The sequence below is a fragment of the Beijerinckia indica subsp. indica ATCC 9039 genome (genome assembly GCF_000019845.1).
In the GTDB taxonomy this organism is placed as follows: Bacteria; Pseudomonadota; Alphaproteobacteria; order Rhizobiales; family Beijerinckiaceae; genus Beijerinckia; species Beijerinckia indica.
This window is the reverse complement of sequence record NC_010581.1, coordinates 3,163,717-3,186,350: the sequence shown is the minus strand read 5'-3', so window position 1 is coordinate 3,186,350 and position 22,634 is coordinate 3,163,717. Positions and strand designations below refer to the sequence as shown.

Here is a 22,634-nt window from a genome sequence, read left to right as displayed (position 1 = left end):
CGAGACTTTACAAAATTCAAATCGACAATGCGCCGCAATTAGTGTTCGGCCGATGAAAAAAAGAATTGTTCATTTTTCACATACAATCAAAACGGCAAAGGATTGTGCTTTCTCGGCGAGTTCAAACGATTCGAGCAAAGGTCCTCCTTCGCCAGTTGAATAGGGGACGCCATGAGAGGCTAAAAATGCCGTCAAGGCATTTATGCTGATAGCAAAATTAACGTTCTGCGGGATGTGTTCTCTTGTCGCGCTCAGTCCTGAAACGGCAACGCCTATGACATTGCCGCTCTGATCGAGAACCGGTCCACCGCTATTACCGGGTTGGAGGGGCGCTGAAATCTGTATCTGTCCGCTGTTGTTTTTCATTCCCGCAAGAGCCGAAACATTGCCAACCGTGAAATTTCCCCCGGCGGATAATTTGTCTAGGAGCGGATAACCGAAAGCAGCAATTGCCTCACCCATCCTCACGCCGATACGCAAGACGGCTACATGATCACTCGCAATGTCCGCTTTCAGCAAGGCTAGATCATTTATAGCATCCGTCGCGACAACATGCGTGGGCACAGGCGCTGCACGCCCCCAGATTAGCTTTGGATCTGAGCAACCTCTGACGACGTGCTCATTCGTAACCACATAGCCATCCCCGGAAACGAAAAAGCCAGTCCCGGTTCCCGTCTGCTTTTGCGCCCCAGATGGATGTTCATTCTTGCCGGTGGTTGCGCATTCGATGTCGGCCGCGGTCAATTCGTTGAGGTCTATGCCAGGGGTCCCGATCAGGGGGGCGATGCGCCCAGCCTGCGCTTCGCGGGCGCGTTCGAGAACCGTTCGCGCTGTCCGGGCATTGGCAAAATCGGGCTCGGTGCGGACCCGCTCGAAGTAAGTTGTCAATATTGGGTCAGCATCCGGATTGAGGTACAAACCGTCATGCCGGGCCATCCCGCGGGTGATGGAGACGAGTTCACTGGCCCCGTAGCTGTCGAACGCAATGGTCTTGGTGAAGCGCGAAGGCAGACCGGGATTGCTATCCAAAAACTTGCTCATCTCGTCCGGATAGCCGGCAACGATGACGACCAGACGATCCCGCTTGTCCTCCATTTCCTTCAGCAAGGTTTCAATCGCCTCCCGGCCAAAATCATGCTCTGACCCCATTTGCTGACTGAGGCCATAGGCCTCGTCGATGAAGAGGATTCCGTCCAGTGCATCGGCAATCTTTTCTTTGGTTTTCAGCGCCGTCTGCCCGACATAGCCCGCGACCAGTCCGGCGCGGTCAGTTTCGATAAGGTGACCTTTCTCCAACACACCAAGCTCGCGCAGGATCGCGCCATAAAGGCGGGCCACGGCGGTCTTGCCGGTGCCCGGCGGCCCGGTGAAAACCATGTGCAGGGAGATTGGCGCTACCGGCAAACCCTGCTCGCGCCGGGCCGTTTCGACCTGCAGCCGCTGGATCAGCGTACCGATCCCGGCTTTGACCGTCTCCAATCCGGTCATCTGCGCCAGTTCATCAAGCGCGCTCATGCCGGAGGTGACGACATTCTTTCTTGCGGTCGCCGCTGTTTGGATGTCGGCTGCCGTCAATTCGTTGAGATCGACGCCGGAGCTCGTTATCAGGGGAGCGAGCCGTGCGGCCTGCGCTTCGCGGGCGCGCTCGAGAACCGTCCGCGCCGTGCGGGCATTGGCGAAATCGGGCGCCGTGCGGGCCCGTTCGAAGAAGGTCTTCAGGATCGGGTCGGCGTCTGGGCTCATGTGCAAACCGTCCCGCCGCGCCATGGAATGGGTGATGGCCACCAGATCGTCGGTCGCATAGCTCTCGAAAGGGATCGTCTTGGTGAAACGCGAGGGCAGGCCGGGATTGCTTGTTAAAAATTTGCGCATCTGGTCCGGATAGCCGGCGACAATGACGACCAAACGATCCCGTTTGTCCTCCATTTCCTTCAGCAAGGTGTCGATGGCTTCCTGGCCGAAATCGGCTCCGACGCCAACGGGCTCGGCGAGGGCATAGGCCTCGTCGATGAACAAGATCCCGTCCAGCGCATCGGCGATCTTTTCCTTGGTCTTCAGCGCCGTCTGCCCGACATAGCCCGCGACTAGTCCGGCGCGGTCAGTCTCGACCAGATGGCCTTTCTCCAGCACTCCGAGATCGCGCAGGATCGCGCCATAAAGGCGGGCCACGGCGGTCTTGCCGGTGCCCGGCGGTCCAGTGAAAACCATGTGCAGGGAGATTGGCGCTACCGGCAAACCCTGCTCGCGCCGGGCCGTTTCGACCTGCAGCCGCTGGATCAGCGTACCGATCTCGGCTTTGACCGTCTCCAATCCGGTCATTTGCGCCAACTCGTCAAGTGCGCTAATGCCGGAGGCCTTTCCATCGGTCATGCGCAGCTTGGACCGCCGCTGCAATTGCCAGTTGCCGCCGCTATGGCCGCCGACCACCTGTGGCCATAGCCGAACGATGTTGCCAGCCCAGTACAGATTGGCTGCTGCAACCAGCGAAATGAGGAGGGAATAGCCGAGCCAAGGCGGCAGGTATGGGGTGATCTTGAATGCGGAGAGAAGGCCGAGGACAGTCATCACCAGCATGCAAAGGCTGAGCAATGGACTTGGCCCAAGGATGCTCCGCAGCCATCGAAAGGCGCTATCCATTGGGTTGCTCGCAGCGTTTTATGGGATGCCAGATGACCGGGCGCGTAACCTTGCCGTCCTGGGCGGACACGTGCCACGCGGGCAGGAGGGCGATCATTGTGCTCCCCCCGATATCGATCGCCGTCAGTGTGCCGTTTCCGGTCTCGTAGGGTCGAGGAAAGGGAATAGCGATGCGCATGGGCACAGTCGATACGGCAAAAACAGGCGAGACGTAGTCTCCGGAGATGAGGCGGATGTTGCCAGGTGGCTGCCCCGGTGCCAAAACCAACGAAACCCACGCGAGCGGTGGGCGGCATCCGTCCTTCCCTTTCTGGAATTGGGCAAGGAAAGCGTTTGGACCATTCATCGTGGTCAGCGCGGCGGTCATCTCCTGATCTTTCACGACCGCCAGTTCGCTGGTGCCATCGGCTGAGGGGCTCGATGGGTTCGCTCCGCCCGACATCAGCCAATACCAATAGATGATGCCGAATATCGCCGCGATCGCCGCGGCGAGCCTTATTCCGGGTGCGGTGTCTCGATCTTTTGGTCGAGGCGCCGATCGTTGGACTTCCGAATCTTGAGTCATCTTTAGTCCTGGTAATCCACCCTCATTGAAGCGCGTCTCGTCGCGCTGCAATGAGGGTGGATACGGTTAAAAAACGACGTATCGAGAATCTGTGATTCTCGATATAAGATTAGGCGAAACCGTCACCTTATGGGAGCCTATAAAGGCTTTCGCACAACCATCGCCCAGCCGGCAAATACGCGCATGTCCTCAGGTCAAGGCGATGCCCAGTCGAGGCGTGTTCTACAGCATTAAATTTATTCAAAAAGTGGTCTCCACTTTTGGGTTTGATGCTATAGACTTTTCCAAGCATGAAGCTGGAAGTGGTTCAGTGTCGTTGCAAAGTCTGAAGGTGGCCGCATGGCCCTTCCGAAAAGACGCCTTGCCCGACCGTTTGGTCCGGGCCTGAAGACTTCGAGGTTAAAGGTGGCCAGTCTCCTGATACGCAATGTGGACGATGCATTGCATGCCCGTCTTAAGGCACGCGCCGCCGCGCATCGCCGTTCGCTCGAGGAGGAAGCTCGCGAATTGCTCCGCACAGCCGTCGCGCGAGAGGAAATTCCGGCGCGCGAGACATTGGCCGATCTTGCCCGGCGCTTGTTCGGTCATGTGAATGGGGCCGATGTGGATGTTCCACCGCGTGGCAGCGCCTCCAAGAGAGAGCCGGCCGATTTTTCCGATTCCTCCTACAATCCTCCGGATGCCTCGTGATTCTTCTTGATACCAGTGTCGTCTCTGAATTGATGAAGGTTGAGCCCGATCCGGCTGTCATCACCTATTTGACGGTTCAGGCGCCTGAAACGCTTTTCACGGCCGCGATCTGCAAGGCAGAGATCCGTTATGGCCTTGCCCGCATGCCTGCGAGCCGGAAGCGGGATAATCTGGTGGCCCGGGTCGTGACGTTCTTCGAAACGGGGTTTCGCGATCGGATTTTGTCTTTTGACAGTTCCTGCGCGGTTTTCTACGCCGAAATTCGCCACGCTCGGGAATTGGCTGGATTGCCCATAGAGGTGGAGGATGCCATGATCGCCGCCACGGCTCGAACCTATGGCGCGATTATCGCCACGCGCAGAACAAAGGATTTCATCGGCTGCGGTGTCGCCGTCGTTGATCCTTGGCGCGGCGCCTGATCCCTTGTTGTGGCAAGAGGTGCCAAGTTCCTCGTATCGAGAATCACAGATTCTCGATCCGTCATTTTTTAAATCGTATCCACTTGTCCTCATTGAACCCGCGACGAGTCGCGTTTCAATGAAGGTGGATACGAGAGCATCAAACCTAAAAGTGATTTCCACTTTTGGGACCAATCTGATGCGTTTGCAAAAAAGAGAGAGCATCAGACAGGATTCAATTTGAAAGTCCGATGCTCTAGAGTCGACTGAGAATCTTACTCAGTCGCGTCGTGATGACTCATATCCTGCTTGTTTTGGTATGAGTTCAGTTGGGAGAATGAGCCATGCGGCAGAATTGGACGGTCGTGGCTTGCGTGATCGTCATGACATTTGCGTCAGCTTCAACGCTCAACGCCAAATCATCTTCGCAGACAAAAAAACATGTGCCCCATGCCGGATATGGTGAGCCAGATGTGCCAGTGGGGGATCTGTCTCCACGAGCCGCCCTCCGTATTCTTCCCGATGGCAGGTCACATGTGACCTATCTCTATCCGGTCGCGCGGGGTGGCAAGGCACGACAGGGCCATTATGTCGCTTTGGTGGGCGATCCAGACAGTGGTTTAGGGTTTTATGCTTTGCCAGTCGAATATCGTGCTGGAGCATGGCAGTATCATATGCGCAAGGCCACGCGTCCTCCGTGGCAAGATCCGCTCAAAATTGCTATCGCGTCAGATGCGGCACGCTATAGCTGGATTCCCGCCAATGATGGTTATCGTGCTGGTGTCTTCAACCCCATCGATGGGGTCGGCACGCCCTTTTTCGGGGGCTATTACGGGCCGACGGGCGATGACGATAACGATGATGACTAAAAAGGCTCTTCGGCTCGTCTAGTGTTCGATCAAAGAGCCTCGCATCAAGCGCGAAAGTGATCATCCCATTCGCGCTTGATGCGTTTTCACCGTCTTTTGTTTATTGCAAGAGCGTTGTTTCACGGTTGCCGCGCGCGAGTTCCCTTTCGGTGATCGCGACGAGAACATCGGCCCGCGCCTTAAGATCGGGAGCTTCGAGAAGAGCCTGCTTTTCCTTGGCGCCGAACGGGCTCATCATGGACAAGGCATTCACCAGTGCTTCGTTCGGCGCATCGTTGATGCTTTTCCAATCGATCTGAAGATCATTAACCTCGGCAAATTCACTCAAGGTTCGCAGCACGCCGGTGCGATCGACCTGTTCTTCACCCGCGCGCGGAGTGAAATCCACCGCGAAAGAACTGAAATCGGCATGACATTGCCGATAAGCAGTCCCGGCCGCGATTTCATCGGTAATGCGAAACCGGGCAATACCCGTCAGAGTCAATAAATAACGGCCATCGCCGGTTTCCGCGATCTGCGTGATGCGGCCGGCGCAGCCGATGGGAAACAAGGCGGGGGCCTGAGCCGTCCCAGGGGCGTCGGGATCGGGCTGAATCATTCCAATGATGCGATTACCTTTCAAGGCATCATCTACCATCGCGAGATAGCGTGGTTCGAAAATATTCAGCGGCAATTGTCCGCGCGGAAGCAACAAAACTCCCGAAAGCGGAAACAACGGAAAAATCGCCGGCACTTCCGTTGGGCCGTGGTAGGGGCTGTTGATGCTCATGCGAAATCCTCGCCTGTTTTGCCATTTCTTGTCGTCGACCGCGTCATCGCCACCATTTGATTCCCACGAGGCGAGGAGACCCTTTCTGCAATGGATCACTCCAGGAAGGGGAGGGGAAATTGCCTTGGTCGTCAGCCAACATAAGCGCGCTCAATGAACCTTGACAAGTTTGCCCCTTTCACACTTCCAAGCAGCTTTGATTTTGCTCTGAAAAACAAAGCCCGGGCTTGAGCCTAGCAAGAGAGGAACCAAAGCCGGAAAGATTGGCAGCAAACCCGTTTCTTCAGGAAAAGAGCAGTGCCGAGAGTTTTTTGCGCGCGGCGATTGTTGCCGGATCTGTCGGTCCCCAGGCTTCGAAGAATTGCAGCAATTGCTTGCGCGCTCCTTCCTCGTTCCATTGGCGGTCCCGCTTGAAAATATCGAGGAGGGCGGCTGCGGCGGCGTCACGCTCGCCGTTGGAATTGAGCAGAAGGGCATAATCGAAGCGGGCTTGATGATCGGTGGGATCGGCTTCGATCTTGCGGACGAGATCGGCTGTGTCCCCAAGCGCCGCCGTCTGTTCGGCGAGTTCGATCGCTGCCTTGGCTGCGAGAATCGCGACATCGCGTTCGCCGCTGGCCGGGAGGGAGGCGAGAATTTTCTTGGCGCTGTCGATCTGACCGGCGGCGAGGAAGGATTTGGCGAGACCGGCAACGGCCGGGAAATTGCCAGGATCTTCCTTGACGAGGACCGAAAACAGTTCCGCCGCGCCAACGGGATCTTCCGCAGCGAGCAAAGCTTCTGCCTCGGCCAGCAGATTTTCTTCCTCATTGAGAGGGCCGACCAGCCGTTCGACAAAGCCGCGCACCTGGCTTTCCGGCAAGGCCCCCATGAATCCATCAACCGGCTGAGCCCGGTTGAAGGCGATGACGGCCGGAATCGACCGCACGCCGAGTCGCGCCGGGATTTGCGGGTTCTCGTCGATATTCATTTTGACGATCTTGATCTTCCCCGCTGCCGCCTTTGCAACTTTCTCCAGAACGGGAGTTAATTGCTTACAAGGTTCACACCAAGGAGCCCAGAAATCGACCAATACCGGCTGTTGAGCCGAAGCGGTAATGACGTCCTGTCCAAAGGTCGCGGTCGTGGTGTCCGTGACCGTCGATGATGTGTTCTGACCGCCTGTGAGCGACGCCGACGCTGCGTCCTGACCCGAATGCCCCGCCATGATTTTTAAACCTCTTCATTCCCATCGTGCGTGAGGACATGGCACGAGAATATCAGGCAGGGCAAATTTCTGGATCAAGAAAACGCTCAAGGAGGGGAGAATCTTCAAGGCCCCTTGTCCTTGATGGACAATAAGTTCTGGATGATTTTCGCTAAAAAACTAGAAAGCATTGAGTTTTCAATGTATTATGAGGCAACCATCAAAGGCTCGATGGAACAGACCGGGCAGAGGAACGCGCAGCTGTTTTCCGGTGTTGAAAAGCAGCTCAGCCGGGGAGATCCACAAAGAAGTGCAATTTCTTCTCAAACCAGCTGTTGCATTCATCGAAAGATTGGGCCATATACCGGCTCAGCACCGGTTGCGGCGCTAATGGATGCGGGTGTAGCTCAGGGGTAGAGCACAACCTTGCCAAGGTTGGGGTCGAGGGTTCGAATCCCTTCGCCCGCTCCAAATTTTCTAATAAAACCAAAGGCTTGGTACGACGATCTTAGGGTCGCCGCCTTTGTTTGTGCGCTGAGATACCACGGGATAGGCATCTGGCCCGCGGAGAAATCTACCTTCGTGACATGGTGGAAGCTCTCCGACCGCTTCTGAGGAAGCGATGGGGCTGTCAAACCGCCATAGCGAGCGACGGTATGCCTTTCAATTTAAGGCGATTTCCTCCGTTTACACCCCGCGTGTTTAGGGATATTCATTGTCCTTAATGCCATGGCGCTCCGATCGTGGACCGAATTGATGATCTTGAAGAGCCAAGTCGAATGGGCACTACATTGCTGCGCAATTCTCGCCGGCCTGCCCGAGGGGCGCTACCTGTCGACCAAGGCGCTGGCAGAACTCCACGGTCTGCCAAAGGAATATCTCTCCAAGGCACTGCAAAGCCTGTCACAGGCGGGGCTCGTTCATACGATGCTAGGCCCGTCCGGCGGATATCGCCTTGCAAGACCGCCCACGGAACTGACCTTCCTTGATATTGTGGAAGCTGTGGAAGGCAGGACACAGACCTTCGTGTGCAACAACATCCGCGTTAACAACCCCTGCCGCCCGAGGGACCATTGCGACAGCAGCCCTTGTGCGGTGGCGCGGATCATGTGGGAAGCGGATGAAGCCTGGCGTCAGAAACTGCGCGGCGTCACGTTGTCGGATCTCGGGCGGATCCTGTCGCAGGAGGTCTCTCCTACACTATGGAAGGACACCTTCGAATGGGTGCTTGACCGGGCGGGATGAACACAAGACTTGCAGGAGGCATAGCCAACGAAAGATTGCTTGTCTCGCATTGTTTATAAACGAGATCGATAATTTCGTTTCGGGCTGGTATATGGCTAACAAGGCTGTCGATGCGGAACAGCAATTCTACCTCGATCGCGATGGCGTCGATCATCTTCAGGGCGGCGGTCGGTGGCGGCTCCTTGACAATCAGGGTGCTGGCCTGAAGCACGGACAGCATGGCCTCCTCGACCGCACGCGGTCTTCTCGTAGCCGCAAAACGCACAGTCAGCGCCATCTGGTGCGTCTCATCTGGACGGCTGAGATTGGCGACGCTCTGTCTCGCCAGCACGCTGTTCGGTAGAACAATGAGATTGTATGTGCCTGTCAACAAGTTGGTGGAGCGCCAGTTGGTTTCGGTGACGCGCCCCTCGGTCCCGTCGCTCAACTGGATCCAGTCGCCTATGGCGTAAGCCCTGCCGAGCGTCAGCGCGATGCCAGAGAAAACATCGCCAAGTGTGTTCTGCAGTGCAAGGCCGAGGATGATCGCGACAACGCCAGAGGTTGCCACCAATGTGCCGATCGGGACGCCGAAAACGAAGCCGACGACCGAGAGTGCTACCGCAAGATAGACGACCCCAACAGTCATATCCTGGATAAGATGCGCTTCCTGTGGCCTGCGGGTGAGCATGATATAAATGTGGAAAAAGCCGATGGCCGTCCAGGCAAGATGAGTCCACCACAGGATCTTGGCCGATCTGGAGATCAACGCACCGAAACCGTGCGTGTAGACGTTATCAGGCTGGTGGGGCGCAATGTCGGCCAGATAGAGCACGAGGCTCATGCCGGCAAAGAACAGGATCTGGACAATCAGCCGGCCTTTTGGGCGGCGACTGCCCTGAAGGTTCCATACGACGATACCGGCAATTCCAAGGATATTGGTCAGGACAAGCGGCACGAAATGGTCATCGCCGAACATGGCAAGGGGCTCGCGGATAGCTGTCGGTCGAAGTCTGGAGGCAAGCGGGTGCCCCATCGGGCACCCGTCGACCGGCTCTATTTCTTGATCGGGAACGTCAGTTCCTGCTGGCTGGTATCGACTACGAAGACGGCGAGCAGTCTTGCCGGTTTCGTCTTGCTTGCGTTTTCGCTGACGCCATGGCGATCACCGGGCAGTTCCGAGAAGCTTTCTCCAGCCTTGTAGACCGTGACGGGACCGTCATTAACCTGGCTGCGGATCGCTCCTTCGAGGATGATGGCGTAGATGAAGGCGGAGTTCGGATGCGTATGGCCTTCCGAGAAGCCGCCCGGAGCATATTCGACAAGAACGCCCCTCATGCTCTTGCCAGGCACGTTCGGTAGTTCATGGTCGTAGACCAGTGTGACCTTGGCTCCCTCGCTGCTACCGGGTGTATCGTCTGCAAGGGCAGAACCCGCCAGAATCGCCGACAGGGCCGCTGCAAGTGCAAATGACTTGATCATGTCCATTGTCCTTTCATGGGTCGGTGGCCCACGCCTCCTGCCGGTGGCGCGAGCAAAAGGAGTTATTTTTCGGAGCCGCCGCAAACCACTGATCGAAAGCAATGCGGCCGAGGCGCGGATTGTTGTCGGAGACGAGCGAACTATCCTCCAGTCTGGTCCCGAAGTATTTCGCCTAAAGTGGGTACGAGACCGTGGTTCAGGCCGGCATTGTCGAGCTAGTAAAGGCGATATCGGCTTGGGTTCGGCCTTTGTCCGACAAATCGGTCAGTAGTCCCAGAAAACCGGTACCCAACGAAAGACGTCGCCCTCGATCGCCACATGGCCGACGGAGGGGAACGGCATATGAGTGGCCGCCAGCAACGCGCCGGTCTCCGCCAGTTCACGCAAGAGCCGGACCCGGACACGAACTGCCTCCTCGGGATCGTGTTCGAAACCGTTATGCCACTCGGGATGTTCGAACCCGACAGCGAACACGGCGTCGCCCGCGAACATCAGCCGATCTTTGCCGGACGCCACGCGGACAACGCTGTGCCCCGGAGTATGACCACCGGTTCGAGTGACAATCACGCCCGGCACCACTTCGTATTCTTCATCGAACAGCTGCAACTGGCTTTCGTATTCTTTCCTGAAGTGCTTGGCGGCTGCCCGAAGCGCATCGGGGAATCCCGGCGGCATGTCGACGCGGCTGAAGTCAGGCGACTCCCAGAACTTGACCTCGGCGACCGCCACATGGATCTTCAGGTCCGGACGTAGCTGTTCCTTCACTCCGTCAACGATCAGTCCACCGACATGGTCCATGTGCATGTGGGTCAACACCACATCAGTTACGGAGCCAAGATCGATGCCTGCGGCCTTCAGTCGTTTAACCAGTTGGCCGGCCCGCGGTAAATTCAGCGCCGGGTCCATTCCCAACCCGGTATCGATGAGTATGGTCTGCCTGCCATTACGGACCACGACTGTGTTCAGCGCCCAGTCGAAAGCGTCCGGCGGCAGGAACATGTCGTTCAGCCACGCCGCACGTGCCCTCTGGTCAACGTTGTGCCCCAACATCTTGGTTGGTAACGGCAAAACACCATCGCTGATGACGAGCACGTCGATTTCGCCGATCCGCACCGCGTAGCGCGACGGAACCAGTTCTTCAACATCTGATAGGACAGGGGGTGATGTAACGTCGAGGCTCATGCTTTTCTCCTGTTGGTCATGGCCTTGGAACCGATCGGACCGGCTCCACCGATAAAGACGATCTTCACGACGGCCTGCGTTCGCAGCAGTTCCTGTGGACAACCATCATTCATGGGAGTTTCGGGGAAGGCTCAGGCCAGGCCGGCCTTGTCGAGGCCGTAGAGCTTGTCGGCCGAGCCGGGCACAGCCTTGAAGGCGACGCTCGCGCGATTCCAGGAATTGATGATCATGATCGAGAACGTCAGGTCGGAGATTTCCTTCTCAGAAAGCTGACCGCGCACGCGTTCATAGAGCTCATCGGGAATGCCACGTTCAGGCAGCTTCGTCACAGCTTCGGTCCATGCCAACGCTGCACGCTCGCGCGGGATGAACAGGTTTGATTCACGCCAGATGGCGATGTGGTAGAGTCTGAGCTCGCTTTCCCCATGGATCTTGGCTTCCTTGACATGCATATCGAGGCAGAAGGCGCAACCATTGATCTGCGACGCACGGATCTGAACGAGATCGTGGATCTTCTGTTCAATGGCGCTGTCCTTCAGGGCCACGCTGAGGTCTGAAAGTTTCTTAAAAAGCTCAGGAGATTGCTGGGCGTAGTTCAGGCGCTGGATCATGTCACTTTCCCTTATTAAGGATATTATTAATCCTCATAGATATTTAATATCCTTAATATCTGGACGGTAAAGCCGTTCTGGCTTAAGCTCTGGACATAAGGCTTATGTCCAGAGCTAAGAGGGTACGAATGGACATCGTTTGCGCGTTGCGGACATTCCTGAGAGTCGCCGAGACGGGCTCGTTTTCGGCCGCTGCTGTCGATCTCAAACTGACGCAGCCTGCGGTCTCCCGGCAGGTTTCAGCACTCGAAGCCCATCTCGATACGCGCCTTCTGCATCGCTCAACCACCGCGTTGGCGTTGACGTCCGAGGGGGAACGAATGATCCCAATGGCTCTCAAGGTTATCGAAGCTGTGGAGGCGCTCGGCGAGTCTGCCGGCCAGGTAGGGACGGCATCGGGCGAGGTGCGGCTCTCCGTACCGGCGCCGCTAGGGCTGTATATGAGTGACCGGCTTGCGGCCCTTCTTGATCATCACCCACAACTTTCCGTCGAATTGTTGTTTCGCGAGGAACCGTCCGATCTGGTCGGACAGGGGATCGACCTCGAAGTCCGTCTAGGCAATATCGCCGACTCCAGCCTGATATGCCGCAGGATCGGCTGGACAACAGCCTTTCTCGTCGCCACGCCAGCCTACCTCGAAAAACGGGGCACGCCCCGAGCGCTTGAGGATTTGAGTCATCATGACTGCATCTGCTACAAACGGGGAGGCGACAGTCGTTCCTGGCTATTCTCCAATGGCGCGGACGAAGTCGCAGTGCGAATCGCGCCACGTCTTATCGTAAACAATGCTGTAGCTGTTCATCGCGCCGTTCTTGCCGGCGCGGGCATTGCGATTCTCTCCCATATACTTGCCGTTCCTGACATCGAGACCGGCCGATTGATCAGCTTAATACCGGATTTCCCGCCGGCTCGTCTGCCGATCACGCTCGCCTATCCATCTCGGCGAAATATGCCTTTTCGCGTGAGAGCTGTCATTGATTATCTCGTTGCCGCGATGCGGGAAGACCCTCTTATGACCTCGTCCTCGGCGTCGAACGCCTCCTCTCTCGCGGAGCTAGAATAGCACACCAGCAGCGCGCAGACCCGGCGGAATCCTGTTCAAGGTATCAAGCGACATCATCATGTCGTGTTTACATTGCGCCGATGATCTTGGCCTCATCTGCGATGAAGTCGCAGAAGAACCTTACGCGCATGGGGACGGTGCGTCCAAAGGCATGCAGAACGTTGAATGGAAGCTTGGGAAGGGTGATCCCGGGCGAAACGTCCACCAGCGTACCGGCCTTCAGGTCGTTTGCCACAAGGCATCGAAGAAGATAGGCCGCCCCTAGCCCGCTTCGCGCCGCCTCGATCAGCGCGGCTCCCGAATCGCAATCGACCCGACCGGAGGGAACGAAGGCGGTTCCGTTTCCGAGACGTACGGGCATCGGTATGCCGTTCATCTTGAAACGCGCGAACGGAGTGTTCGCCAACTCCTCCGCTGAGGTCGGGAGATCATAGATTTGCAGAAACGATGGGGAAGCGACTATAACCATTGGCAAATCCGCCAAAGTGCGCACGATGAGATCGCTCCCGGCGCTATCGCCGGCGCGGAGAACGACATCATAGTCTTCCCGCACGAGATCGACGAATCGGTCGGTCAGACCGATATCGAGAATGAGATGGGGATGATCCGACGCGAAGCCGGCAAAAAGGCGAGGCAGCAGCAAAGGGGCCAGTTCGCCGGACATGCTGATGCGCAGACGGCCTGACAGCATTCTCTGAGAACCGATAGCATCGTCGCTCGAATCGAGGTCACGCAATAGCGGGGCTATGCGGTCGAAGAAAATTTGGCCTTCCTGTGTGAGCGTCAAGGCACGGGTGGAACGAAGAAACAGCCGCGTTCCGACCTTTTTCTCCAAGCGCGCCACGCTCTTTGAAACCGCAGACGGCGTCGTACCAAGATCGCGCGCAGCGGCGCTGAAGGAGCCGGCTTCCACGGTGCGTACGAACGCGATCAGACCAGGCGTCTCGCTCAACAAATTCGGCATTTCCATCTCCAAGGCACAAATCATGTGCCGCCATCGGTCTAGCAGCATCAGGCAGGTAAATTTATCTTATATCTGTGATAGTTGGAGACAGGTGATGCAACGTCTAAAGGACAAGGTGGCCGTCATAACGGGCGGCAACAGTGGCATTGGGAAGGCAACCGCGCGCCTGTTTGCGCAGGAAGGGGCGCAGGTCATCATCACTGGCCGTAGACAGGAGGTTGTCGATCAAGCTCTGGAAGAAATTGGCTACAACGCTATCGGCATCGTCGGCGACGTCACCGATGTCCGATATCATCGGACGCTCGCAGAAAAGGTGGAGGACCGTTTCGGCGGACTAGACATCTACATGGCCAATGCAGGTATCATCAACCTGACACCATCCCATAAAGTCACGTTGGAAGAATATGACGGCCAATTCGCCACCAATACGCGCGGTGTGTTCTTCGGTGTGCAGGCGATGGAGCCCGTCATGCGTGACGGTGGTTCGATCATCATCACCGGTTCGCTCGCGGCAACCAAAGTGCTGCCGGACCATGCCGTTTACGCTGGTTCGAAAGCGGCGGTCGCCGCGTTCGCGAAGAACTGGGCGATCGAGTTCAAGTCCCGGAAAATCCGCGTCAACATCCTGAGCCCTGGACCGGTCGAGACTGCCATTCTCGGCAAGCTCGGGATATCCGACGCCGACCGTCTGGCCTTCGAGTCCCGGATGGCGTCCCTCATCCCGGCGGGCCGCATGGGACAGGTGGAGGAACTGGCGCGCGCCGCTCTCTTCCTCGCATCGGACGGGGGAAGTTTCGTCAACGGCATTGAGTTGCACGTCGACGGCGGCATGGCACTGACGTGAAAAAGCCGCATGGACGCGGGATCGGGAAAAATTTCGTGCTCCGTGTCACAAACAGCCGCGCTAGCTGTTTAATCCCGGCCTTTGATGGTGCAATTCTTTCGACAGAATGGAAGGATGCCCTATGGCACAAGTTCTTCACGACCGCGCCACAACGACGGAGCGGCTTGTTCTGCGTCAAGCGTTTTCGTAATGCCATGGGTTACGGTTCCGAAGGATTGCATTGAGAATGGTGAGAAGCTTTCGCATCACGGCAACGAGCGCGACTTTCTTCGGCCGGCCACGGGCAGTGAGCTGATCGTAGAAAGCCCGAAAAGGAGAGCGACGCCGGATCGCGGTCAAAGCCGCCATATACAGCACGCCACGCACTGATGTTCTACCGCCGGCAATGGCTCTGCGACCACGCATCAAACCAGAGTCGCGATTGATCGGAGCGATGCCAACCAAGGCAGCAATCTTATGGCGACTGACAGTCCCGAGCTCAGGCAGTTCGGCGAGAAGGGTCCGTGCGGTCACGTCGCCGATGCCAGGAACGGATTTCAGAAGTGCCTCGGTCTCCTGCCAAGCCCGGGAGTTTTTGATGGCGTCACCAATGTCCTGATCGACCGCGTCGAGCTCTTTCTGGAGAAAGGCGCCCCTTGATGATTGCCTTTATGCGCTGCAGCCGACGATCCCGCATCTGACGCGGTCATCCTTGCACCGCTGTCTTCAGCGCCATGGCATCTCCGCCTGCCCGAAGTCGAAGGCGGCAAGCCGGCAAGGAAAAAGTTCAAGACCTACCCGATCGGTTTCTTCCACATTGACATTGCAGAGGTCCGGACAGAGCAAGGCAAGCTACACCTCTTCGTTGCCATTGATCGGACGAGCAAATTCGCTTTCGTCGAACTGCATGAGAAAGCCACGACAAGAATAGCAGCCGAGTTCCTGCGCCACTTTATCGCGGCCGTGCCCTACAAGATCCACACGGTTCTCACGGACAATGGCATCCAGTTCACGGTTCCTGGCGGTGGTGGCTTGACGGTCCCCGAGATCAAGGAGGCCATTGCAAGAGGAGAGCTCTTCCGGGCTCATGCTTTTGAGCTCGCCTGCGCCCGAAACGATATCGACCATCGCCTGACCAAACCGAAACATCCTTGGACGAACGGCCAGGTTGAAAGAATGAACCGGACTATCAAGGAGGCCACGGTCCAGCGCTTCTATTACGAGAGCCACCAGCAATTGCGACATCATCTCGAAGACTTCGTCAACGCATACAATTACGCTCGACGACTCAAGACATTGAAGGGCCTGACTCCCTATGAATAGGTCTGCAAAGTCTGGACAAATGAACCGGAAAGATTCATCCTAAAGCCGCTCCATCAATTCGCGGGACTAAACAGTTAGGCGCCTTTACGAGAATGGGCCTATGAATTCCATTCATGAATGCAATCAGGCGGGCCGGAGCGGCCTTATCCCTCACTCTTCAGCGGGGAGACTGGCCTGAGCTCGAGGCTCCGCTGTCAAGTTCGAGGATTTCGTTGGTGATTTCTTCCTGCCGTAACTGCCTGGACCTTGCAATCAAGCCGTCGAGCGTCTTCGCGACATTGGTCTTCGCCGCGATCATGGCCCGCATACGCGCTTCATTCTCGGCGGCAAAGGACAGCATGACGGCTTCGCAGAGCTCAGCAAAAATATATTCTTCGGCAAGCCGCGCAAGCAGGATGTCCGGTGGCAGGGTGATCAGCGGATGGACCGCGCCATGGGCGAGTGGAAAACGTCCGAAATCGAAGGGAACGAGCACCTTTTCCGCAATGTTGACTGCGGCCGACGGGCCAGGGACGGCGTGAACGATGGAGATTCGGGTCATGTGGTCGCCATCGATACGGCGATAAAGTTCTTCGACGATCTGGTTGGCAAGCGATGCGGCTTGCCCGGCATGGGCGGCCATGGGCGCGGACCAGGCGATTGCAAGCCCACGTTCCCGCGCAACCATCAAGCCGCGATCTCCGACGAGCAGAAGCGCCGTCCGTCTGTCCGGCGCGGCCGAAATCAGCCGCCCGGCCGCATCGAGCACCCGCTCGTTGAAGGTTCCAGCAAAACCCTGTTCGGCACAGAGTGCAATAATGCCATGGCCCTGAGCCGCTCGCCCGGCAGGCTCGGTTTGGGGTCGTTCCGGCAGGAAGGCCAGGGCATGCCCGATGGCCTCGGCGATTGTCTGCGCATAGGCCCGAACACCATCGAGCTGACTCCGTGCTTCCCGTGATCGCGACGCGGCAATGCCCCGCATCGCTGTAATCACGGCCGATAATTGCCGTACGGAATGGATTCGCGCGGCGACATCGCTCAGCCGCTCCGTCACGGTGTCATTCCAGCAAGCAAGCGGACCGCCGTGACCAAGCGATTTTTCAAAGCCTCGTCGAGAACACCGTCCTTTGCCAGGGTTTTGGCAGCATCGCCCAATTCCACATCGAGATGGCTCGGCAGGCGTGCGCGAAGCGCCTCGATCGCGGTCAAAGGCAGATCGTCGAGAACGCCCGCGCCCAAAGCGGCGAGAAGGGCAATTTCATCGACAGCCCGCAAGGTGGCGAACCGGGGCTGCGTGAGCAACGCGCGGATGCGCTCGCCGCGAAGCATCTGCGCCTTGACGCGTGTGTCGGTGATGCCGCCGAAGCGGGTGAACATTTCAAGCTCAAGAAATTGGGAATAGTCGAGTCGGATACGTCCGGAGACCTGCCGCAACGCCGGATGCTGGGCTTTGCCGCCGACCCGGCTCACGCTCAATCCGACATCCACCGCGGGCCTCTGGTTCGCCGCGAAGAGCTGCGCATTGAGAACGATCTGGCCATCGGTGATCGAGATCAGATTGGTCGGGATATAGGCTGACAGATTGCTGGCATCGGTCTCGGCGATTGGCAGAGCCGTGAGAGAGCCGCCACCCCGTTCGGCCGATAATTTGGCGGCGCGTTCCAGAAGACGGGCATGCAGATAAAAGATGTCGCCCGGATAGGCTTCACGTCCCGGAGGCTCGCGTGTGAGAAGGGCAAGTTCGCGATGTGTTGCGGCATGTTTGGTGAGATCGTCGATGACAATGAGTGCGTGGCCGCCTTGGTCACGGAAATATTCGGCGATCGTAAAGCCGGCGAAGGGTGCGATCCACTGGAGGCCCGGCGAAGCGGCCGCCGAGGCAACGACGAAAATGCACCGCTCCGGCGCACCATATTGCTTGATGGCTTCGATCACGCGCTCGACCGCTGTCGCCCTTTGCCCGACAGCGACATAGATCGAGATAATGTCCGAATGTTTCTGGTTGATGATCGTGTCAACGGCAATCGCTGTCTTGCCCGTCGCGCGATCGCCGATGATGAGTTCCCGCTGGCCCCGGCCGAGCGTGAATAAGGCATCGACGACGAGAATGCCGGTTTCGACCTGCTGTGCCACCAGATCGCGTTCGATGATCGCCGGCGCCGGCCGCTCCACCGGATGGCGGGTTTTGGCCATGACCGTTCCGCCGCCATCGAGCGGCCTGCCAAGCGGATCGATGACACGGCCGAGAAGTTCCGGGCCGACGGGAACCTGCACCACCTCGCCTGTGCGAGACACGCTCGAGCCGGCCTCGATCGCCGCGCTTTCATCGAGGAGAACGGCACTGATCGCATCGGCATCGAGCGTGAGGGCAAAGCCGCTCTGCCCGCCTTCAAAATGCAGAAGCTCATTGAGCCTGACCTCCGGCAGGCCCGAGATGCGAGCGATTCCATCGGCAATCTGTTCGACGCGCCCGATCGACAAGGCTTCGGGCGAGAGCGGTGTTTGCGACACTTTTTCCCGGCTGCGCGCCAGCCATTCTTCCGCTGAACTGTTTGATGTGCTCATGGTGTTTCTGGCCTCGGCGCTTCCTGCCCCGTTTGCATCGAGCCGGTTTGTATCAAGGCGGCGGTGATACGAGTGAGATCGGCGCGGAAACTATTGCGCACCACGGCATGCGGCATATCGATCTCAAGGCCCGCAATGAGCTCAGGCCTGACGTCCACGGCAATTTCGGCTGGATGGCCGAGCGCTTCCGAAAGCCGTACGCGGCAGGCCTGTGTTTCGGCCTCGGTCAGGGCGCGGGCGGCTTTGAGCTGCACCGGCGCATCCGTCGCGCCAATATTCGTCCGGATCGCTTCGGGAAGAGCCGCAAGGCCTTGAGCAAGGCCCTCGATGAAGCCCGAGATGCGTGCCTCCTCCGGCAGGCGAGAAAGCAGCTTGCCGGCGATATCGACCGCGAGCTGGCTCGCATGGTCCGCCATGGCGGCTGCTTCGTCCTGGCGCGCGCGGGCAATATCGGCTTTGGCCGCTTCCCGCAGCTTGCCCGCCTCGGAGCGTGCATTGGCGAGGATCGTTTCCGTCTCGGCCTTGGCCTCGTCTTCCGCCTTTTGCAGAGCGGCGGCGCGGGCGGTGGCAAGGCTTGTCACCTCCTGCCGCGCTTTCTCCCGTTCCGCTTCGGCTGCCACGCGCGTGGCATGGGCTTCATCTAGGAGACGCGCGATCGACGCGCGGCGGGCCTCCACGATCGCGGCAACCGGCTTGAAGAGAAACCGGCTGAGGATCCAGATGAGGATGAGGACATTGATGGCTTGTAAGCCGAGGGTCCACCAGTCGATATGCATCGCCTTGCAAAGCTCAATGCACGAAGGGATTGGCGAACAGGACGAGCAAGGCGATCACCAGGCAATAGATCGCCATCGTCTCGATCATCGCAAGGCCGACGAAGAGCGTCCGTGACAAAGTCCCGGCAGCTTCGGGCTGGCGCGCAATGGCGTCCATCGCGGCCGCGACCGCGCGCCCTTCGGCGAGTGCCGGCCCGATCGCCCCAAAGGAAACGGCAAGAGCCGCAGCGAGGATGCTGACGAGTTCGATCGTGTTCGTGTCGACCGTATTCATGGCGTTTTGGGCTCCTGTTGGGAGGGAGCGGGGCGTTCACTAACAGCCGCCCCGATGAAAACGCAGGCCAATATTGCAAAGATATAGGCCTGGATGGCGCCTGTCAGCAGATCGAGCGCCATCAAGGGAATGGGCACGAGAAGACCGGCCAGTGAAAGAATGATGCCGATGATGAAGACGCCGCTCATGATATTGCCGAACAGACGGATGATCAGCGAGAAGGTCCGGGTGATCTGCTCGACGACATTGAGAGGGATCATGACCCAGCTTGGATCCGCGAATGTCTTCAGATAACCGGCAAGGCCCTGCGCCCGCACGCCATAGACGATTGTCGCGCAGAACACGATGAGGGCCAGAGCAGCATCCGTTTCAAGATGGGCGGTCGGCGGTTCGACACCGGGAACGAGCGATGACCAATTGGCCGTGAGCACATACAAAACGATCGTGCCGATGAGCGCCCGATAGGGAGCGGGATCGACCTGCATTGTATCTTTGATCTGGCTGTCGATGGCACCCGTCACAGTCTCGAGCGCCGCCTGGCTCCTGGAAGGCGGGATGGAGAGGTGCCGTGTCACGAGCCGCGCGCCTATACCGAGAATGAGCATGATCGCCCAGGTGACGAGAACCGGCGCGGTGATCGGCACGGGGCCGAGATGGAACAGCGGCGCAAGCGTCAGCGGCGAATCCATGGCCATCCTCCAGCGCGACAAACTATGCGAACCGCGATCCGTATCTCTGCAAGGCTGTTCGTGGTGGTCTCCTTCATGGGCGGTGCATCCATTTCCAAGCGGACCAGAAACCGATGCCAGCACCGATCATAATGAGGGGAGCTGAGAAGAATATGCCTGTTGCGAAAATCTGATCGAGCCATCGTCCGAGAAGCAAAGCGAGCAAAGTCGGAACGACGATGGTCCAGCCGAGAATGCCAATCTGGCCGAGGCGTGCCCCGAGAGATGGCTCGGGGTTTTCCGCGCCTTTCCTGGCGCGTTCCGCAGCCTCCCGGGCCGCTTGCGCCATCCGATCCTCGGAGTCAGAGGGAGCAGATGCATTCATATCTCCTCCGTGTCCTGAACTGCTGCTCCCATGATCTCTGCGTCCACAGTTTGACCGGGATGCAGATAGTGCATCAACTGACGCACGGCATGGGCATGCAGGCGGAGCTGCTCGACGCGCGCGCGGCGGCCGGCATCCACTTCCTCAGCCCGCATGGCCGCGACATCTTCCTCCAGCCGTGTCAGATCATCGCCCGTTGTACCCTGGCGGCAGGCTATGGCGATGCGCTGCCCTTCCGTGACTGTGAGTACACCGCTGCGCACCACGCAATAATGGATGATGTCATCCCTGGCATGCCAGCGGACGACAGACGCCCGCAGGACCGTCAGGAGATCGGCATGGCCTGGCAGAATGCCAAAGCCGCCGCTTTCATCTTCGGCGCGCAGAGAGACGATATCCGCCTGATCGATAAGGACCGCCGAAGGCGTCGTAATGCTCAGATGCAGCGCCGCGCTCATGCTGCTTTTTCTCCCGCGTTTGTCCTTCCCGGCTCCACGGCGGCCGCAGGCTTGCGCGCAGCCTCTTCCTTCTGCCGCGCTTCCTCAATGGTTCCGACCATATAAAGCGAGCTTTCCTGCCAATCGTCGCAGGCGCCTGACAGAATGGTTCGGCAGCCGGCAATCGTATCGGAGATTGGAACAGAACGGCCGGGCATGCCGGTAAAGGCTTCCGTCACGGTAAAGGGCTGGGCGAGAAAGCGCTGCAATCTGCGGGCGCGCTGGACGATCCGCCGGTCCTCGGTCCCTAGTTCCTCCATTCCAAGCAGCGAGATCACATCCTGGAGCTCGCGATAATGTTCTATGGTGCGGCGGACTTCATTGGCGACATCGACATGATCCTGGCCGACAATGAGCGGATCAAGCAGAATGGATGAGGAGGCGATGGGATCGACGGCTGGATACATGCCCTCGGCGGCCATCGCACGCGAGAGCACGACCATGCTGTCAACATGGCTGGCAATCGTCGTGACGGCGGGATCGGTAAAATCATCCGCAGGAACATAGACGGCTTCGATCGCCGTCACGGCAGCTCCGCTGACCGATGCGATACGCTCTTGCAATGCCGCAACCTCACTCGCCAGCGTGGGCTGATAACCGACGCGCGAGGGAAGCCGCCCCAGAAGGCCCGAGACCTCGGCCCCCGCCTGAACGAAGCGGAAGATATTATCCATGAGGAGAAGGACGTTACGGTGGCATTCGTCACGGAAATATTCCGCGATGGTCAGAGCCGTCATAGGCACCCGCCATCGCGCGCCGGGCGGCTCGTTCATCTGTCCGTAGACGAGTACGGTCCGGTCGAGCACTTTCGACTGGGCCATGTCGAGCAGCATCTCATGCCCCTCGCGGGAACGCTCGCCCACCCCGGCAAAGACTGAAATGCCTTGATAACTCGCCACCATGGCATGGATCAGTTCCATCACCAGAACAGTCTTGCCGACGCCAGCCCCGCCGAACATCGCGGCCTTGCCGCCCTGGGCGAGAGGGGCCAAGAGGTCAATGACCTTAATGCCCGTTGCAAACAGGCTGGACGTGCCGGTCTGTTGCGTCAGTGGCGGCGGCGCGCGGTGAATAGGCCGCAAGGGAACCCCTGCCGGCAAATCGCCGCCTTTGTCGCCGATCCGTCCTACGACGTCGAGGAGACGCCCAAGAACGGCATCACCCACGGGGACGGCAATCGGCCCTCCGGTCTTCCTGGCCTTATCGCCGCGCCTCAGCCCGGTGGTCGCCTGCAGCGCGATGGCTCTCACCGTATTCTCGTCGAGATGGGCCTGGACCTCCGCGATGACCGCGCTCCCGTCAGGATCCTCGATCACAATGGCTTCGTTGATTTCGGGCAAAGCGGAATTGGAGAAAGCGATGTCGATCACAGCCCCCCGAATGGCAGCGACCCGGCCGCTTGTCGCCATCGCAATCCCCCTCAAATCCTGATGCCGCATTGACATCGCCTACATTGATCCGCGCCGCTGATCAATGCACATTGACGTCAATGGCGGCAAGGTGAGGGATTCATGTCCGCGCTTGCGACCATGATGGGCGCTCCCCTTTAACTGGCCCTGAGCTGAGAACCATGCCGGCATGCGTTCTTATATTCAGTCTCTTAGGAGCATGAGCGATTGTGATTCCTAAGAAATTCGGTTCGAGACCGTCGCCTCATCATTGCGAGGCAAAATCCCGATGATTGAGGCTCATCGGGAGTTAGC

At 58.4% G+C, this 22,634-nt stretch carries 24 protein-coding genes, 1 tRNA gene and 2 pseudogenes; 9 read left to right on the top strand and 18 right to left on the bottom strand.

Features of this window, described 5'->3' with window-relative positions:
• Window positions 1-69: 69 nt before the first annotated feature.
• Both BIND_RS14110 and BIND_RS20230 read right to left on the bottom strand, forming a co-directional pair.
• On the bottom strand, window positions 70-2,637 hold the full coding sequence (locus BIND_RS14110) for an AAA family ATPase (protein WP_012385718.1): 2,568 nt from the start codon (window positions 2,635-2,637) through the stop codon (window positions 70-72).
• Window positions 2,630-3,202, bottom strand: a complete 573-nt coding sequence (locus BIND_RS20230; RefSeq protein WP_012385717.1) for a hypothetical protein — start codon at window positions 3,200-3,202, stop codon at window positions 2,630-2,632. The genes BIND_RS14110 and BIND_RS20230 overlap by 8 nt, the downstream gene beginning before the upstream one ends.
• A gap of 405 nt (window positions 3,203-3,607) precedes the next feature.
• On the opposite strand from BIND_RS20230, the gene BIND_RS14100 reads away from it, so the two are divergent.
• The 3 genes from BIND_RS14100 to BIND_RS14090 all read left to right on the top strand — a co-directional run bounded on the left by BIND_RS14100 (window position 3,608) and on the right by BIND_RS14090 (window position 5,159).
• Window positions 3,608-3,892 (top strand): FitA-like ribbon-helix-helix domain-containing protein, encoded by a 285-nt coding sequence (locus BIND_RS14100; RefSeq protein ID WP_012385716.1) that lies wholly within the window; start codon window positions 3,608-3,610, stop codon window positions 3,890-3,892.
• A complete protein-coding gene (locus BIND_RS14095; protein WP_012385715.1) occupies window positions 3,889-4,311 on the top strand; it encodes a type II toxin-antitoxin system VapC family toxin in 423 nt (140 codons plus the stop codon). The genes BIND_RS14100 and BIND_RS14095 overlap by 4 nt, the downstream gene beginning before the upstream one ends.
• A gap of 323 nt (window positions 4,312-4,634) precedes the next feature.
• Entirely contained in the window at window positions 4,635-5,159 is a 525-nt protein-coding gene (locus BIND_RS14090) for a hypothetical protein (protein WP_012385714.1), read from the top strand.
• A gap of 100 nt (window positions 5,160-5,259) precedes the next feature.
• Here the strand turns inward: BIND_RS14090 and BIND_RS14085 are convergent, their stop codons facing one another.
• Together BIND_RS14085 and trxA are read right to left on the bottom strand one after the other, a co-directional pair.
• Window positions 5,260-5,928: an LON peptidase substrate-binding domain-containing protein gene (locus BIND_RS14085; protein WP_012385713.1), complete on the bottom strand. Its 669-nt coding sequence runs from the start codon at window positions 5,926-5,928 to the stop codon at window positions 5,260-5,262.
• A gap of 283 nt (window positions 5,929-6,211) precedes the next feature.
• Window positions 6,212-7,135, bottom strand: a complete 924-nt coding sequence (trxA, locus tag BIND_RS14080) for a thioredoxin (RefSeq protein ID WP_012385712.1) — start codon at window positions 7,133-7,135, stop codon at window positions 6,212-6,214.
• Window positions 7,136-7,255: 120 nt separating this feature from the next.
• Between trxA and BIND_RS20765 the strand changes: the two genes are divergently transcribed.
• From BIND_RS20765 to BIND_RS20760, 3 genes are all read left to right on the top strand, one after another.
• Complete coding sequence (locus tag BIND_RS20765) at window positions 7,256-7,531, top strand: hypothetical protein (protein ID WP_148210652.1); 276 nt, start codon at window positions 7,256-7,258, stop codon at window positions 7,529-7,531.
• A tRNA-Gly gene (locus BIND_RS14075) sits at window positions 7,511-7,585 on the top strand. Before BIND_RS20765 ends, BIND_RS14075 begins: the two co-directional genes overlap by 21 nt.
• A gap of 285 nt (window positions 7,586-7,870) precedes the next feature.
• Window positions 7,871-8,359, top strand: coding sequence for an RrF2 family transcriptional regulator (locus BIND_RS20760; protein ID WP_012385711.1), 489 nt, complete (start codon window positions 7,871-7,873; stop codon window positions 8,357-8,359).
• Here BIND_RS20760 and BIND_RS14070 read toward each other — a convergent pair.
• From BIND_RS14070 to BIND_RS14055, 4 genes are all read right to left on the bottom strand, one after another.
• The gene (locus BIND_RS14070; protein ID WP_012385710.1) at window positions 8,310-9,317 is read right to left on the bottom strand and encodes a mechanosensitive ion channel family protein; all 1,008 of its coding nucleotides are present in this window, start codon (window positions 9,315-9,317) and stop codon (window positions 8,310-8,312) included. The genes BIND_RS20760 and BIND_RS14070 overlap by 50 nt on opposite strands.
• A 77-nt stretch (window positions 9,318-9,394) precedes the next feature.
• Window positions 9,395-9,820, bottom strand: a complete 426-nt coding sequence (locus tag BIND_RS14065; protein ID WP_012385709.1) for a cupin domain-containing protein — start codon at window positions 9,818-9,820, stop codon at window positions 9,395-9,397.
• Window positions 9,821-10,084: 264 nt separating this feature from the next.
• On the bottom strand, window positions 10,085-11,002 hold the full coding sequence (locus BIND_RS14060) for an MBL fold metallo-hydrolase (protein WP_012385708.1): 918 nt from the start codon (window positions 11,000-11,002) through the stop codon (window positions 10,085-10,087).
• Window positions 11,003-11,133: 131 nt separating this feature from the next.
• Window positions 11,134-11,613: a carboxymuconolactone decarboxylase family protein gene (locus BIND_RS14055; protein ID WP_012385707.1), complete on the bottom strand. Its 480-nt coding sequence runs from the start codon at window positions 11,611-11,613 to the stop codon at window positions 11,134-11,136.
• 128 nt (window positions 11,614-11,741) lie between these two features.
• Between BIND_RS14055 and BIND_RS14050 the strand changes: the two genes are divergently transcribed.
• Complete coding sequence (locus BIND_RS14050; protein WP_012385706.1) at window positions 11,742-12,677, top strand: LysR family transcriptional regulator; 936 nt, start codon at window positions 11,742-11,744, stop codon at window positions 12,675-12,677.
• Window positions 12,678-12,744: 67 nt separating this feature from the next.
• Here the strand turns inward: BIND_RS14050 and BIND_RS14045 are convergent, their stop codons facing one another.
• Window positions 12,745-13,641 (bottom strand): LysR family transcriptional regulator, encoded by an 897-nt coding sequence (locus BIND_RS14045; protein ID WP_012385705.1) that lies wholly within the window; start codon window positions 13,639-13,641, stop codon window positions 12,745-12,747.
• Window positions 13,642-13,735: 94 nt separating this feature from the next.
• Here BIND_RS14045 and BIND_RS14040 point away from each other — a divergent pair, with 94 nt between their 5' ends.
• Window positions 13,736-14,485: an SDR family NAD(P)-dependent oxidoreductase gene (locus BIND_RS14040; RefSeq protein WP_012385704.1), complete on the top strand. Its 750-nt coding sequence runs from the start codon at window positions 13,736-13,738 to the stop codon at window positions 14,483-14,485.
• A 174-nt stretch (window positions 14,486-14,659) separates the two neighbouring features.
• Here BIND_RS14040 and BIND_RS20755 read toward each other — a convergent pair.
• A pseudogene (locus BIND_RS20755) lies at window positions 14,660-15,109 on the bottom strand (IS110 family transposase); the annotation flags it as partial.
• Between the two features lie 7 nt (window positions 15,110-15,116).
• Here BIND_RS20755 and BIND_RS14030 point away from each other — a divergent pair.
• A pseudogene (locus tag BIND_RS14030) lies at window positions 15,117-15,865 on the top strand (IS481 family transposase); the annotation flags it as partial.
• Window positions 15,866-15,944: 79 nt separating this feature from the next.
• On the opposite strand, the gene BIND_RS14025 reads toward BIND_RS14030, so the two are convergent.
• The 8 genes from BIND_RS14025 to atpD form a co-directional block, all read right to left on the bottom strand.
• Window positions 15,945-16,820 (bottom strand): F0F1 ATP synthase subunit gamma, encoded by an 876-nt coding sequence (locus tag BIND_RS14025; RefSeq protein ID WP_012385703.1) that lies wholly within the window; start codon window positions 16,818-16,820, stop codon window positions 15,945-15,947.
• Complete coding sequence (locus BIND_RS14020; protein ID WP_012385702.1) at window positions 16,817-18,331, bottom strand: F0F1 ATP synthase subunit alpha; 1,515 nt, start codon at window positions 18,329-18,331, stop codon at window positions 16,817-16,819. Before BIND_RS14020 ends, BIND_RS14025 begins: the two co-directional genes overlap by 4 nt.
• Entirely contained in the window at window positions 18,328-19,107 is a 780-nt protein-coding gene (locus BIND_RS14015) for a F0F1 ATP synthase subunit delta (RefSeq protein ID WP_012385701.1), read from the bottom strand. The genes BIND_RS14020 and BIND_RS14015 overlap by 4 nt, the downstream gene beginning before the upstream one ends.
• A gap of 13 nt (window positions 19,108-19,120) precedes the next feature.
• Window positions 19,121-19,381, bottom strand: a complete 261-nt coding sequence (locus tag BIND_RS14010; protein ID WP_012385700.1) for a F0F1 ATP synthase subunit C — start codon at window positions 19,379-19,381, stop codon at window positions 19,121-19,123.
• Complete coding sequence (locus BIND_RS14005; RefSeq protein ID WP_012385699.1) at window positions 19,378-20,070, bottom strand: F0F1 ATP synthase subunit A; 693 nt, start codon at window positions 20,068-20,070, stop codon at window positions 19,378-19,380. Before BIND_RS14005 ends, BIND_RS14010 begins: the two co-directional genes overlap by 4 nt.
• 73 nt (window positions 20,071-20,143) lie before the next feature.
• Complete coding sequence (locus BIND_RS14000) at window positions 20,144-20,434, bottom strand: AtpZ/AtpI family protein (RefSeq protein WP_041778119.1); 291 nt, start codon at window positions 20,432-20,434, stop codon at window positions 20,144-20,146.
• Window positions 20,431-20,892, bottom strand: coding sequence for a F0F1 ATP synthase subunit epsilon (locus BIND_RS13995; protein WP_012385697.1), 462 nt, complete (start codon window positions 20,890-20,892; stop codon window positions 20,431-20,433). The genes BIND_RS14000 and BIND_RS13995 overlap by 4 nt, the downstream gene beginning before the upstream one ends.
• Window positions 20,889-22,340 carry a F0F1 ATP synthase subunit beta gene (atpD, locus tag BIND_RS13990; protein ID WP_012385696.1) on the bottom strand — a complete coding sequence of 484 codons (1,452 nt, stop codon included), beginning with the start codon at window positions 22,338-22,340 and terminating at the stop codon, window positions 20,889-20,891. The genes BIND_RS13995 and atpD overlap by 4 nt, the downstream gene beginning before the upstream one ends.
• Window positions 22,341-22,634 lie beyond the last annotated feature (294 nt).